Source organism: Arthrobacter oryzae (assembly GCF_030718995.1).
GTDB lineage: Bacteria > Actinomycetota > Actinomycetes > Actinomycetales > Micrococcaceae > Arthrobacter > Arthrobacter oryzae_C.
The window spans coordinates 2,418,775-2,431,852 of the sequence record NZ_CP132204.1 but is presented as its reverse complement, the minus strand read 5'-3'; the positions used below and the strand labels follow the sequence as shown (position 1 = coordinate 2,431,852).

At 66.9% G+C, this 13,078-nt stretch carries 15 protein-coding genes, 1 tRNA gene and 1 riboswitch; of the genes, 5 read left to right on the top strand and 11 right to left on the bottom strand.

Annotated elements, in window-relative coordinates:
- The first annotated feature begins 98 nt into the window (after nucleotides 1-98).
- A riboswitch (cyclic di-AMP (ydaO/yuaA leader) is annotated at nucleotides 99-276 on the top strand.
- Both Q8Z05_RS11235 and Q8Z05_RS11230 read left to right on the top strand, forming a co-directional pair.
- The gene (locus Q8Z05_RS11235) at nucleotides 276-1,064 is read left to right on the top strand and encodes a hypothetical protein (protein WP_305939730.1); all 789 of its coding nucleotides are present in this window, start codon (nucleotides 276-278) and stop codon (nucleotides 1,062-1,064) included. Its footprint overlaps the riboswitch before it by 1 nt.
- Nucleotides 1,065-1,191: 127 nt before the next feature.
- A complete protein-coding gene (locus Q8Z05_RS11230; protein WP_371745854.1) occupies nucleotides 1,192-2,097 on the top strand; it encodes a glycosyltransferase in 906 nt (301 codons plus the stop codon).
- Nucleotides 2,098-2,119: 22 nt separating this feature from the next.
- On the opposite strand, the gene Q8Z05_RS11225 is transcribed toward Q8Z05_RS11230, so the two are convergent.
- From Q8Z05_RS11225 to Q8Z05_RS11205, 5 genes are all read right to left on the bottom strand, one after another.
- Entirely contained in the window at nucleotides 2,120-2,488 is a 369-nt protein-coding gene (locus Q8Z05_RS11225; protein ID WP_305939729.1) for a DUF7793 family protein, read from the bottom strand.
- An 84-nt stretch (nucleotides 2,489-2,572) separates the two neighbouring features.
- The gene (locus Q8Z05_RS11220; protein WP_305939728.1) at nucleotides 2,573-3,277 is read right to left on the bottom strand and encodes an HAD-IA family hydrolase; all 705 of its coding nucleotides are present in this window, start codon (nucleotides 3,275-3,277) and stop codon (nucleotides 2,573-2,575) included.
- A 45-nt stretch (nucleotides 3,278-3,322) separates the two neighbouring features.
- Nucleotides 3,323-3,700, bottom strand: a complete 378-nt coding sequence (locus tag Q8Z05_RS11215) for a VOC family protein (protein ID WP_305939727.1) — start codon at nucleotides 3,698-3,700, stop codon at nucleotides 3,323-3,325.
- Nucleotides 3,701-3,795: 95 nt separating this feature from the next.
- Nucleotides 3,796-4,431 (bottom strand): uracil phosphoribosyltransferase, encoded by a 636-nt coding sequence (gene upp / locus Q8Z05_RS11210; protein WP_018774274.1) that lies wholly within the window; start codon nucleotides 4,429-4,431, stop codon nucleotides 3,796-3,798.
- A 12-nt stretch (nucleotides 4,432-4,443) separates the two neighbouring features.
- The gene (locus Q8Z05_RS11205) at nucleotides 4,444-5,175 is read right to left on the bottom strand and encodes a phosphatase PAP2 family protein (RefSeq protein WP_305943541.1); all 732 of its coding nucleotides are present in this window, start codon (nucleotides 5,173-5,175) and stop codon (nucleotides 4,444-4,446) included.
- 109 nt (nucleotides 5,176-5,284) lie between these two features.
- On the opposite strand from Q8Z05_RS11205, the gene tadA reads away from it, so the two are divergent.
- Nucleotides 5,285-5,791 carry a tRNA adenosine(34) deaminase TadA gene (gene tadA / locus Q8Z05_RS11200; RefSeq protein WP_305939726.1) on the top strand — a complete coding sequence of 169 codons (507 nt, stop codon included), beginning with the start codon at nucleotides 5,285-5,287 and terminating at the stop codon, nucleotides 5,789-5,791.
- Here tadA and Q8Z05_RS11195 read toward each other — a convergent pair.
- The 3 genes from Q8Z05_RS11195 to Q8Z05_RS11185 are packed head-to-tail and all read right to left on the bottom strand — an operon-like array spanning nucleotide 5,784 to nucleotide 8,349.
- Nucleotides 5,784-6,911, bottom strand: coding sequence for a glycosyltransferase family 4 protein (locus Q8Z05_RS11195; protein ID WP_305939725.1), 1,128 nt, complete (start codon nucleotides 6,909-6,911; stop codon nucleotides 5,784-5,786). The two genes, tadA and Q8Z05_RS11195, sit on opposite strands and share 8 nt — an antisense overlap.
- Nucleotides 6,912-6,918: 7 nt before the next feature.
- Complete coding sequence (locus tag Q8Z05_RS11190) at nucleotides 6,919-7,317, bottom strand: 6-pyruvoyl trahydropterin synthase family protein (RefSeq protein WP_305939724.1); 399 nt, start codon at nucleotides 7,315-7,317, stop codon at nucleotides 6,919-6,921.
- A gap of 3 nt (nucleotides 7,318-7,320) precedes the next feature.
- Nucleotides 7,321-8,349 (bottom strand): zinc-dependent alcohol dehydrogenase, encoded by a 1,029-nt coding sequence (locus tag Q8Z05_RS11185; RefSeq protein ID WP_305939723.1) that lies wholly within the window; start codon nucleotides 8,347-8,349, stop codon nucleotides 7,321-7,323.
- 105 nt (nucleotides 8,350-8,454) lie between these two features.
- Here Q8Z05_RS11185 and Q8Z05_RS11180 point away from each other — a divergent pair.
- A tRNA-Ser gene (locus tag Q8Z05_RS11180) sits at nucleotides 8,455-8,544 on the top strand.
- Between the two features lie 76 nt (nucleotides 8,545-8,620).
- On the opposite strand, the gene Q8Z05_RS11175 is transcribed toward Q8Z05_RS11180, so the two are convergent.
- A complete protein-coding gene (locus tag Q8Z05_RS11175) occupies nucleotides 8,621-9,397 on the bottom strand; it encodes a type 1 glutamine amidotransferase domain-containing protein (RefSeq protein ID WP_305939722.1) in 777 nt (258 codons plus the stop codon).
- Nucleotides 9,398-9,775: 378 nt separating this feature from the next.
- Between Q8Z05_RS11175 and Q8Z05_RS11170 the strand changes: the two genes are divergently transcribed.
- Nucleotides 9,776-10,366: an adenylate kinase gene (locus Q8Z05_RS11170; protein WP_305939721.1), complete on the top strand. Its 591-nt coding sequence runs from the start codon at nucleotides 9,776-9,778 to the stop codon at nucleotides 10,364-10,366.
- Nucleotides 10,367-10,370: 4 nt separating this feature from the next.
- Here the strand turns inward: Q8Z05_RS11170 and Q8Z05_RS11165 are convergent, their stop codons facing one another.
- Nucleotides 10,371-11,828 (bottom strand): amidase, encoded by a 1,458-nt coding sequence (locus Q8Z05_RS11165; RefSeq protein WP_305939720.1) that lies wholly within the window; start codon nucleotides 11,826-11,828, stop codon nucleotides 10,371-10,373.
- Nucleotides 11,825-13,057, bottom strand: a complete 1,233-nt coding sequence (locus Q8Z05_RS11160) for a M20 family metallo-hydrolase (protein ID WP_305939719.1) — start codon at nucleotides 13,055-13,057, stop codon at nucleotides 11,825-11,827. Before Q8Z05_RS11160 ends, Q8Z05_RS11165 begins: the two co-directional genes overlap by 4 nt.
- Between the last annotated feature and the right edge of the window lie 21 nt (nucleotides 13,058-13,078).

The window sequence follows — 13,078 nt, the reverse complement described above, 5'->3', positions numbered from 1 at the left end:
CGCACACGTGATCCTCGTTACCGAAATGTGACTTAAGCGCCGATCTCCTGTACGGTTTTTAGGGTGCGGCCATCGTTCGGGCCGCATATCCGGATGGACGCCAAACTCTGCCGCTACCCGGATTTCCTCATGATCAGGCAGAGGCGGGGGACCCAGGTCTCCGGGCATGCTGCAGCAGCAGCCCTTGGGGTGAAGCCGACACGTGAAGTTCCGTGCGGCCGGGTGTGACCTCATCCGAACCCGACAGCTAACTCCGCCGGCATCGAGAGGCAACCATGACTGAATCCACGCCAGAAGTATGCCCTGATACAAACTCCGCCAACGCTGCAGCGCCTGCGGCACGGTCACGCCACCGCGCCGAACCGGCTACCAAGGCATCCCCGCCGTCCCGGTTCACCGCCGGCCTGCAGGGGTCCGGCCGCCGGGCCGCAGTAGTGGCCACGGCCTGCGCCGTGCTGATTGGTGTCGGCGCCGCCGGCCAGGCTTCCGAGCCCACAGCGCCCTCAACATCGGCCTCAGGTGCTGAAAGCGCATCAACCTCGGCCGATATCGAGTCGAAGCTCGCATTCGAAAAAATCCTGGTATCCGCCATGCCAGCCCCGGCCTCCGTCAGCGTGACTCCGCAATCGTCAGAGGAAAAGACGGCAGAGCAGGAGGCTCCTGAGGCCGCACCGGAGGCAGCCGCACCTGCGCCTGCCCCTGCACCGGCTCCCGAACCCGCGCCTGCCCCTGCCCCTGCACCGCCCGTTGCAGTTGACGACCCCGCGGCGGCCCAGGCATATGCCGCTTCGCAGCTCGGAAGCTACGGCTGGGCTGCCGACCAGATGCAGTGCCTGGTCACGCTGTGGACCAAGGAATCCGACTGGAAGACCACGGCGACCAATCCCAGCAGCGGCGCGTACGGCGTTGTCCAGTCCCTGCCGGCCGAAAAGATGGCCAGTGCCGGAGCGGACTACCGCACCAACTTCCGCACGCAGATCAACTGGGGCCTGAACTACGTTAAGGAACGGTACGGTTCCCCCTGCGATGCCCTGAACTTCCACTACGCCAACAACTGGTACTAAGCCAGCCGGCTTGTCCCGTTTTACCGGAGGCCTCGAATCCATGCGGATTCGGGGCCTCCGGCAACTCCACAGCAGGTGCACAGCTTTGGCCTAAATCCTTCAAATGCAGCGGCCCCATTGTTGAACCATGACGCTCACACACCAGGCCACGGGAACCCTGCCGCGCCCGCACCCGCGGGCCGCCGTCGATGCCTCGCACGAAAGGGCACCGATGCTTCCCGGACCGGGATCCATCCGCCGTTCCCCTGTTGACACACGGGCCATGGCAGCAGCAGGAACCGACATCCCGGTCCTGGATGTGGTCATCCCGGTGTTCAACGAGCAACAGGATGTGGAGCCGTCGTTGAGGCGGCTGCACGCCTACCTGCTCGCCACTTTTCCGTACCCCTTCCGGATTACCGTGGCGGACAATGCCAGCACCGACGGCACCCTCCAAGCCGCCGAGCGTGTGGCTCGGGAACTCCGTGAAGTCGCGGTTGTCCGGCTGTCCGCCAGGGGCCGGGGAAACGCCCTGCGCACTGTGTGGCTGGACTCGCCTTCCCCCGTGCTGGCCTACATGGACGTGAATCTTTCCACCGACCTCGCCGCGCTCGCTCCGCTGGTGGCTCCGCTGCTTTCCGGACATTCGGATGTGGCGGCTGGAACCCGGCTGGCGCGGACGTCCCGGGTGGTCCGCGGACGCTGGCGGGCGTTCATTTCCCGCAGCTACAACCTTCTCCTGTATGTGCTGATGGGAGCACGTTTCAGCGATGCGCAATGCGGTTTCAAGGCCATCCGCGCAGATCTTGGCCGGCACATTCTTCCCTACACTGCGGACGATGAGTGGTTCTTCGACACCGAACTCCTTGTCCTTGCCGAACGATGCGGACTCCGTGTGCACGAGGTCCCTGTGGACTGGGCAAGCGCTGCCGACGCCGGCGTGGATCTCGTGCAGACGGCCCTCGCCGACCTGCGCGGCATCGTCCGCCTCACCCGGAACCTGGCCGGCGGCCGCATTCCCGTAGCAGCGCTTCGCTCGGGACTGGCCCGGTGAACACCATCGCTGGTTTTAGCGCCTAAGCCTCCTTAAGCCAACCCATGGCTTCCTTCGCACAGGTGAAGTACCGCGTCGGAGCCGCAGGAGCGTGAATACCGAGGAAGAAGTTGGCGATTGTGCGGTCCACCGGGGATGCTCCGAGGAGCGCCACCTTTGCCACCGAACTGGGACGGGCAAAAACACGCCGGGCACCGCGGCTCATGGACGCCGTCGCAGCCATGTCCACCAGCATCGGAAACGAACGCCCGCGGCTCAGCTCGTTGACGGCCGACATGACGGCCACAGCCGCTTCCTCGCAGATGGCCAGGTCTGGAATCCACCGCACATGTAAAACGCCGTGTCGCAGTTCCACGGTGCCCCGGGCGCCGTCAATTGGAATCTCGGTCATCCTATCCCCCCAAGATAGAGTCATCCGTCCCTCCTGAGAGTACTTGACCAAGCAGAGCCGGACCACCGAAGAGCCGTTTAGCCGTCAGAACCGGAAGCGGATCGCCCTGGCTCCGGCGTCGTCCACGTCCACTGCCACGGACACCGCGGAGTAATCGGGCAGGTGCAGAACGCCGTCCGGCAACGGACCGGTGTTGGTCCCGATGGCAACGGTCCGGATCCCGGCGGCAAGTCCGGCGGCAATCCCTGCGGGAGCGTCCTCAAAAACCACAGCATCGGCCGGGTCCACGCCGAGCAGTTCGGCGGCACGGAGGTAGCCTTCCGGGTGCGGCTTGCCCCGGGTGACAAGGTCGGCCGTGACGGCGGTGGCCGGCATGGCCAGGCCCGCGGCACCCATCCGGATATCCGCCAGGATCCGGTCCGCTGAAGTCACCAGCGCCACGGCATCCACCGGGAGGCTGCGCAGCAGTTCAGCGGCGCCGGGCAGGGCGACGATTCCTTCGGTGCGAACCCGCTCCATGGCGCCGAGTTCGGCGGTCAAGGCCACAACGTCAGTGCCTGGAGGCGCAAACCGCCGCACCGTATCCCCGGCCTGGACACCGTGCGAGGTACGGAGGATCTCGGCGATATCCAGGCCGTACCGGGCCGCGAATTCGCCCCACACCTGCTCCACAATCGCCGTGGAATCAACCAGCGTTCCGTCCATGTCGAACAGTACTGCGCGCGCGGTCAGGGTGGCGGCGGATGATGCGCGGGCGGCCGGGGCGGTGGCGTCGGGATGAAAGCTCATGCCTTCCATCCTCCCCCACCTGGCGGCGGCGGAGGATTGTGTGACTTAGCCGTTCGGGCGGTTGGGCAGGTACTGGACTGCCCACTTGTTGCCGTCGGGATCGGCGAAGTAGACGAAGTGTCCCCAGTCCTGGATGTCGATGTCGCTGACGTCCACTCCGTTTTCCTTCAGCTGTTGGTGCGCCGCCCGGATGTCCCCCACCACCATCTGGAGGTTGGGGGCAGTGCCAGGAGGAGCATCACTGAGGCCCTCGCCAATGGCGATGGAACAGGCCGAGCCGGGTGGGGTCAGCTGGACGAAGCGGATGCCATCCATGGGACGTTCGTCGAAGTCGGCGTTGAAGCCCACCTTGTTGACGTAAAAATCCTTGGCCCGGTCCACATCGGACACCGGGACGAACACCAGTTCAAGTTTCCAGTCCATGGGCCACAGGCTAGCTGCGGCCGCCGGAAACGGGAAGAGGCGCCCGCCTCCGGCGGCGACGTCAGCCGGCGACGTCCGGCGGCGTCAGCCGGAAACTAGCCGGCGATGCCGTAAAGGCGGTCTCCGGCGTCGCCGAGCCCGGGCACGATATAGGACTTCTCGTTGAGCTTCTCGTCAATGGACGCCAGGACGATGGTCACGTTGGCCTCGGAGAGCTCTTCCTCAAGCTTGGCCAGTCCCTCGGGTGCGGCCAGGAGGCAGATGCACGTCACGTCCGAGGCGCCCCGCTTAAAGAGGAACTTGATGGCTTCGCGCAGCGTGCCGCCGGTGGCGAGCATAGGGTCCAGGACGAAGATCTGCCGGTCCGTGAGGTCCTCGGGGAGGCGCTCGGCGTAGGTGATGATGTCCAGGGTTTCCTCGTCACGGGCCATCCCCAGGAAGCCGACCTCGGCCGTGGGCACGAGCTTGGTCATGCCCTCGAGCATGCCCAGGCCTGCGCGGAGGATGGGAACCACCAGCGGCGTGGGCTTGGTGAACGCGGTGCCCACTGTTGTGCTGACGGGAGTTTCGATGGTGACGGGCTCGGTGCGGACGTCCCGGGTGGCCTCATAGGCAAGGAGCGTGACAAGCTCCTCGGTGAGTTGCCGGAAGACCGGGGAGGGGGTGTTTTTGTCCCGCAGAACGGTTAGCTTGTGAGCGACCAGCGGGTGGTCCACGACGAGTGTGCGCATGCGTCAAAACTATCACCCGCTGCGGTGCGCACCCGGTTCCTCCCGGAGTACCGGGTGGTCGAACGTCGGCGCCGGTCCTGCGTGCTCGCGGTGCCGGATGTGGTGGAAGAGCCTGTGGGCCAGGATCACTATGCCCACCCAGGCGAGGCCAAGGAGCCACCCGGCGATCACATCCGTCAGCCAGTGATGGCCAAGGAACACCCTGCTCAGCCCCATGGCAATGATGAACAGGGAGCCAGCCGTGATCATGGACACCCGCGCAATGGTCCGCTGGATCTGGAGGCACGCCAGGTAGACCACCAGCCCGATCACGACGGTGGTGTTGAGCGTATGCCCGCTGGGGAACGACGGCGAATCTTCGTAGGGCGGCACGGCGTCTGTATGGTCGGGGCGGGTGCGGCCAACGAGCTTCTTGCCAAACGTGGTGGCGCTGACCGAAGCAGCCGCTGCACCGCCCACCAGGATGAGGGGGCGCCAGGTGCGTCCGGCGAACGTCAGCCACGCCGTCAGGACGCTGCCGACGATCGGCATGCCGATCCCGCCGCCAACGTTGGTGAAGGCAGTGACGGCGGAATTCAGCCACGGGGTCCTCAGGTCCTCTGACAGCGCAAGCGCAGGCTTGTCGAGGTTGGCGAGTCCGGCCTCGTCCACCACGTCGTCGTAGACCTCGGCGCCCAGGAACGCCAGGGTCACAACGATCACACCGCCAACCAGCATGGTGATCCAGAGGGCCGCGTAAGGCATGACCCACCGCCCCCACCGATCGTTGAAGTGGTCAGTAAAGGTCTTCACGTCGTCTCCCAAGCTCATCCGTTGCCTGCGCCTGCCGTATCTTCGAAACTATCATTGAGCCATGACTTCCCCGGAGCCGCGCCATGCCCAGTGGATGGGCCTTGCCCTCGCGGAAGCGCGGCGGGCGCTGGGCACCGAGGACGTGCCGATCGGCGCCGTCGTCATCGGTCCCGACGGCGATGTCCTGGGAACCGGGAGGAACGAACGGGAGGCGCACGGCGACCCCACCGCGCACGCCGAAATGGTGGCTATCCGTGAGGCGGCCGCCCGGCTGCAGGAAATCGGTGCCCGGGGCGGTACGCCAGGTGACGGCTGGAGGCTGGCGGACTGCACCCTTGTGGTGACCCTGGAGCCCTGCGCCATGTGCGCCGGAGCCATTGTCCTGGCACGGATTCCTCGGGTGGTCTTCGGGGCATGGGACGAGAAAGCGGGTGCCGCCGGCTCGGTGTTCGACATTCTTCGTGAACGCCGCCTCAACCACTGGGTGGAGGTCTACGCAGGAGTCCGTGAGCAGGAGTGTGCCACGCTGCTCCGGGATTTCTTCGCTGGACACCGGCAGATCAGCTAGCCGCTGCGATGGCGTCCAGCACGATCCTGGCCGTGGCGTCCCAGCCCGGCAGCCGTTTCCGTGCGGCCTGGGCCGCTTCGCGCCAGCGTGAGCGAAGCTCCGGGTCGGTAAGGCAGGTACGCAGTGCAGCCTCCAGCGGCGCAGGGTCCGTGCCCAGCACGACGGCGGCGCCCGGCAGGGCGCGTTCCGCACCGCCGTCGGCAGCTGCACCGCCGTCGGGAGCTTCTGACCGGCCAGGCGATCCGGCTGCGAGCGCCTCGACGGCGCCGGTGCCGGCCCGCACCACCACCGGGATTCCGCGGGCCAGGGACTCGGTGACCACCATTCCGTAGGCTTCTGCCCGCGAAATCAGCAGGCTGAGATCCGCGCGGTCCCACTCCGCCTCCAAGGCCTGCCCGGTGAGCTCCCCGCGAACGGAGACCCGGTCTGCCAGCCCCAGCCGGATGATCGCGCCGCGGACGGCGTCCGCGTACGCCGGATCCGCGGAGTCGGAACCCACCAGAGCGGCGGTCCAGCGCAGATCCCTGATCCCGGCGAGTGCCTCCAGCAGCAGGAGCTGGTCCTTGTTCGGCAGCAGGGCTGCCACGGCCACCACGTGGGGTGGGCTGGAGCCTGCCGCCAGTGGAGCGGCAGAGGTGCCGGGCAGCGCTACGTGGATCGGGGCTGAACCGTTCGGCGCTGAACCGTGCCGGGACCGGAGCTCGGCGGCCGCCGTCGAACTTGTGCAGATGACGCCTGCAGCGGCGGCCAGGGCACGCCCCTCCAGGTCCGGGTGCTCCGGGAGGGTCATGTGCACCAGGATCCAGGCCTGCTTCCCGGCCGCAGCGGCCTCTTCCAAAGCGTGCGGCGCACCCAGCGCAATCAGGCCGTCCACGATGGTCACCGGTTCGCCGGCCGCCCCTTCGGGGCCACCTTCAAGCAGCACGCCGGCCAGCCGCCGTCGTTCTTCCCCGCTGCCCACCGGCCAGTGGCCGTCAACGGGGAGGATGTCCACCGCTGCCCCGAGTCCGGTGAGCCCGCGGGCCAGGGCGGCGTTGTACGCATTTCCCCCGGAGTTGTGCCGCACATTGCCCGGCACGATCAGCCGGACCGCCAGGCTAGCCCCTCCGGACCCAGGCACTGCCGCGCTACTCGGCGTCGAAGTCAAGGGAGAACGACGCCCAGGCGTCCGGGTTCTCCCGGAGCGTGACAGCCAGTCCGGCCAGCTCCCGGCCGTCCACGCCGCCGCGGACCTTGGCTGCGACGGCCTCGGCGATGTACTGCGCCAGTGCCTCGGTGGTGCTCAGCTTCCCGGCAAAGTCAGGGTGCTCGTCCAGGTTCTTGTAGTTCAGGCCCGCCAGTACTTCTTCGATGAGCCCACCGGCGGCGCCGATGTCCAGGACGATGGCGTCGTCGTTCAGCGTCCGACGGCGGAAGGTCACCTCCGCCACGAAGGTGGCCCCGTGCAGGCCCTGGGCGGGCCCGAAGGCTTCCCGGGGAAGGCTGTGGGCAATCATGAAGTGGCGGCGGACGGTCAGGCTGAACAACGGTTACCTCTTGTCTTCGGCGGCGGTTTCGGATGGGTACTCGATGACGTGGCAGAGCGCGTCACGCCGGCCTTCGGCCAGTTCGTGGACGACGGCGGGAAGTTCCGCAAAGGGGGACGTCCCCGTCAGGAACGTGTCGTAGACGGGATCGCTGAGCAGGGACACAGCGAGCGCGAGGCGGTCGGCGTTGGTCCGGCGGTGGCGGCGGGCTCGGGCCACCACGCCCACCTGACTGGCGCGGATGGAAAGCCGACGGGCGTGGAAGTCCTCCCCCAGCGGGATGGTGACTTTGCGGTCGGCGTACCAGGACATCTCGATGACGTCCCCTTCGTCGCCCACCAGCTGCAGGCTCCGTTCGAGCCCTTCCTGGGATGCTGAACAGTGGATGACGATGTCGCAGTCGGCGAGGGCGTCGTCGGGGTGGCTGAACTCGACGCCAAGGGCGTCGGCGAAGGCGCGCTTCGCGGGATCGACGTCGATCAGCTGGAGGCGTTGCAGCGGGAACGTCCGCAGAAGGGTGGCCACCATGCCGCCGACGAGCCCGGCGCCCACCACTGCAACGCGGTCGCCCAGGCGCGGTCCGGCTTCCCACAGCGCGTTGACGGCGGTTTCCACGGTTCCGGTGAGGACAGCCCGACGGGCAGGGACGTTCTCCGGGACCACCGTCAGGGACTCGACCGGAACGATGTAGCGGTCCTGGTGCGGATGCAGGCAGAACACCGTGCGGCCCACCCAGTCCGCGGGGCCTTCCTCCACGATTCCCACGGACAGGTAGCCGAACTTCACCGGCGAAGGGAACGAGCCCTCCTGGAGGGGTGCCCGCATTTGCTCCGCGACCCTGGGCGGCACGTGGCCGCAGTGGACCACCGTCTCGGTTCCCTTGCTGATACCCGAGTACAGGGCACGGACCAAGGCTTCGCCGGGACCCGGCGCGGACAGCTCCTCGGTGCGGAGCTCGCCTTTTTCGTGGCCGACGGTCCAATAGGCCTTGGCTTGGGAGCGGGCTTGGGCGTGCTGCTGGGAAGTGATCATCTTGCTTACGAATCTAGTCCCCGCACTGTGTCCGCGGAAGACATTAGTTCCCGGCGCGCCCTCGTTTTGGGGAAGCGAGCCTTGCTCCGGTAACCTATTCAGGTTGGTGACGTGTCCGAGCGGCCGAAGGTGCAACACTCGAAATGTTGTTTGGTGTAAAAGCCAACGTGGGTTCAAATCCCACCGTCACCGCCAATGAGCGAGGCCCCGGGTTTTCTTCGATGAAAACCCGGGGCCTCTGCTTTGCCCGGAAGCTGGCCCGCTGCGGGCGTTAGTGCTCCGCCTCCGCGGCAGCCTTCTTGGCGTTCTTCTCGGCGTCCTTCTCGGCGCGCAGAGCCTCCGCATCGTGCTGTTCCTCGGCTTTTTCCTTGTGGATGACCTCTGCCAGGAGCTTCTCCATCTCCTTGGCGACGCCGGCCGCTGACGCCGGGTTCTGGCCGGTCACCAGCCGGTCGTCCACCACGACCTTCTCTTCAAAGACACCAGCGGAGACGTGCGTGGCGCCCTGTTCCTCAAGCCGGTCTGCCAAGAAGAACGGGATGACCTTGTCCTTCCCTGCGGCGACCTCCTCGTCGTTGGTGAAGGCAGCGACCTTCCTGCCCTCGACCAGCCGAAAGCCGTTGGCCAGTTCGACGTTCAGCAGTCCGGCCGGCCCGTGGCAGACAGCGCCCACCACGCCGCCGGCGTTGTAGACGCTGGCTACGAGGTTCTGCAAGCCTTCGCTGTCGGGGAAGTCCCACATGGTGCCGTGGCCTCCCACGAGGTAGACGGCGTCGTACTGTTCGGGATCAACGACGTCGACGCGGGCAGTGTTGTAGAGACCGGCGCGCGTGGTCTCGTCCTCCGTAAAGGCAACCTGGATGGGATCGCCTGAGTCCACCTCGTCGCGCGGGGGCTGGCCGCCCCGGACGGACGCGAAGTCGACGAAATGCCCTGAATCCTTGAAGACCTTCCAGGGATGCGCCGCCTCGGCCACGTTGTAGCCGGTCTTCTCTCCGGTATCGCCGATCTCGGAAACGCTGGTCAGTACCATGAGGATTTTCTTCATGAAATGCTCCTATCGTCCGACTTCCACCCTACGCCCAGCCTTGTGGGCGGTAAGTGGTGGAGCACCGTCCCCTCTTGCCTGGACTCCTAGTGGTGGGACCTGGCGCGGATGATCCCGGCTGATAGCCCCGCTGCGGCTATCAGGGATCCAAGCATGATGGCTACGCCTGAGAAGTAGTCAGTGATCGTCATTTCGGTACACCTTCCATCTAGTGGTGCACCGAAGCTACCCGCCCAGCCTCCGGGTTAGCGCAGGATCGCCGCGGGCTTTGCTCACAATTGGGTTACGGGTCCGGCGCTGCACCGCTTCCCTTGTGCTGCCGCGTCCCGCCGGACACCATGGAGGGACACCCTTCAACAGCACCAAGGAGTGGACTCGATGCTGCGAATGCTGATTATTGGTCCTCCGGGCTGCGGAAAAGGTACCCAGGCGGACCGCCTGTCACGGCACCTGGGCATCACCGGGGTGTCCACCGGAGATGTTTTCCGCGAACATGTGAAGAACCTGACGCCGCTGGGTCGGGACGTCAAGGCGCATCTGGACGGGGGCGATCTCGTCCCGGACGGCCTGACAAACCGCATGGTGCGTGACCGCTTGGACCAGGACGACGTGCGGGACGGTTTCCTGCTGGACGGGTATCCCCGCAACACCTCTCAGCTGGCTGAACTGGACGCGATGCTTACCGCCTTAGGGCAGTCCCTGGATGTGGCACTGCAATTGACGGCGGACGATACTGAACTCGTCCGCCGCGTCCTCCAGCGGGCCACATTGACCGGACGCAGCGACGATACCGAGGATGTTATCCGGCACCGCTTGAAGCTGTACTACCGCGAGACCGCGCCGGTGGCCGAGATGTACTCAGCGCGCGGGATCCTCCTGAGCGTGGACGGCATGGGCAGCGAGGACGAGGTCTTCGACCAACTGCTCGCAGCACTCCGGGAGTCATTCCCTTCAACTGTGCCCGACTGAGCCGCTACGCCATCGCCAGAATGTCCGGCCGTCTCGCCGCCCAGGGCCGCAACGCCTCCACGGCCGAACCAACTGTGAACACCGTGGCGTCGTCGTAGGGGTGCCCCACGACCTGCACGCCGGTGGGGATGCCGCAGTCCGCCATGCCGCTGGGCACAGCCAGCACCGGGCAGCGGTTGGCGATGTTGAACGGCGCTGTCATATGCCCCTGCCAGTAGTGCTCGAGCTGCAGCCCGCCGGCGTCGATCCCCTCAAGGTACATGCCGTCCGCATCCAGGGCCGCGACGGCGGACGCGGGGCAGATCAGGGCATCAAAACCGGCCATCGCGGCGGCCAGCTCAGCCTGCAGGCGCGTCTCGGCGCGGATGCCGTCCAGGTAGCGGTTTTCTGCAGCCGCCCGCCGGGCGTCCGCCATAAAGCGGCGGGTGTAGGGTGCCAGGAGTTCCGTTGTCCCTTGGGTTTCGTCCTCCATGGCCGGGCCGAGCAGGTAGCCGAAGTGCGTGAACATCGTGCGGCTGATGGACTCCGTGGTCCACGGCAGCCCGACCTCCTCAATGACAGCTCCTGCGTCCCGCAAGGCGGCTGCCACGGCGCGGGTGTTGGCCTCGACGTCGGGCGCCACCGGATAGTTCCCCAGGCGGATGCACAAGGCGATTCGCATCCCGGCGACGGACTCCGCGACGGAAGTCCCGCCGTCGGGCGTTTCCCGTCCCGGGACCGCCATCCCGGGCGAGTCCGCGAGTGACGTGTGGTCCCCCGGATGCCTTCCCGCCATGACGTTGGCCAGCAGGGCGGTGTCCGCGACGGTCCGGGCCATGGGCCCGTCGCCGCGGTAGTGGTCGGCGGACAGCGGCGCCAGTCCGGGGATCCGCCCGTACGGCGCCTTGTAGCCCACCGTTCCCGTGAATGACGCCGGCAGCCGGGTTGAACCGGCGATGTCCGAGGCCGTGGCCAGCGGCGCCAGCCCGGCGGCCAGTGCGGCCCCCGAACCGCCCGAGGATCCTCCGGGCGACAACTGCAGGTTCCACGGGTTTCGGGTGACTCCCCACAGCTGACTGTGGGTGACAGTGGCGCAGCTGTATTCGGGCGTGGTGGTGCGGGCGTGGATAATGCCGCCCGCACGCCGGATCCGGTCGATGACCGGGTGGTCCTCCGCAGCCAGCTCGTCCTTCCGGGACATGAGTCCCTGCGAAAGCCGCCGGCCCTTGAGCCCGTGCTTTTCCTTGGCGGCCACCGGCAAGCCCAGCAGCGGTGTAATGTCCCGGCCGCGGGCGTACTTGGCGGCCGCTTGCCGGGCCGCGGGCAGGGCTTCCTCGAAGAGCGTTTCCGTCAGGGCATTGATTTCCCCGTTGACGGCTTCGGTCCGTGCAATCACGGCTTCCATCAGCTCCACCGGGGAGAGCTCCCTGGTACGGAAGAGCCGCAGGGCCGTGGTGGCGTCAAGGTAGTGCAGCTCCGTCACGCCAGCGCTCCGCCAACGAGCTCCCGCGCCACACCGGTCAGCATGTCTACGCCGGCCACCATGTCCTCGTCCGTGGTGAACTCGCGTTCGCAGTGCGAGACACCGTCCACGCTGGGGATGAACAACATGACGGATGGCGCCACCGTGTTCATCGCGACGGAGTCGTGGCCGGCCATGGTCTGGATCCGCCGGGTGGACAGCCCCAGGTTGGCTGCGACCTTGTCGGCCAGCTCGAGGCCGGCTTCAGGGAAGCGGCGGATGGGGCGGATGTCGAAGTCCTTTACGTTGACCTTGATGTCGTGTTCGCGGGCCAGGACCTCGATCTTCTCCAGCAGGGTGGCCCGGGCGGCCTGGACGATCTCCGGGTCGCCCGAGCGCAGGTCCGCCACGAGGTGCACCCTGCGTGCCACCACGATCGGGGAGTTCGGTTCCAGGGTCAGCTGGCCCACGGAGGAAACCAGGGCCTCGTCCTCGAAGTCGCCAGTGACGTCGTGCACCATCAGGATGATCTTCGATGCCGCCACCAGCGCGTCGTGCCTGTCGGCCATGGCGGTGGCACCCGTGTGGGACTGCTCCCCCAGCACCTCGATGTCCAGCTTCTGCGTGTACCAGCTGCTGTCCACCAGGCCGATGTTGATGCCCTCGCGCTCCAGGATCCGGCCCTGTTCAATGTGGATCTCCGCGTAGCCCGCCACGTCCGGTCCCTCGGCGGCACCCAGGTATCCGATGCCATCCAGGGCTTCGCGGACCGTGACGCCCTGCAGGTCCCGGACGTCGAGCATCCGCTCCCGCTCCAGCAGGCCGGCGAAAACAGAACTTCCCATGATGCTCGGTGCGAACCGGCCGCCCTCCTCGTTGAACCAGTTCACCACCGCGAGGTTGAAGCGGGGCGATGCACCGCCCTCCGCAACCTCCGCAGCCAGCCAGCGTGCCGCGTGCAGTGCGGCGATCACTCCGTAGGCGCCGTCGAAGCGGCCGCCCAGCGGCTGGCTGTCCAGGTGCGATCCGATCAGCACGTAGGGAGCACCCGGCGTCCACTCCACCAGCCCGAACATGTTGCCGATGCCGTCCACGCGCAGTTCCCACCCGGCGTCGTGCACCCAGGCAGCGAACCAGTCGCGCGTCAGGGCGTCCTCGGCCGTGGCCGCCTGGCGGTCGACGCCGTTGTTGGGCGTGGCCCCGATGCTGGCCACGTGGTGGAAGTCGGAGAGGAAAGCTGCAGAAGTCATGGGAAGTCCTTTGTGTATTGC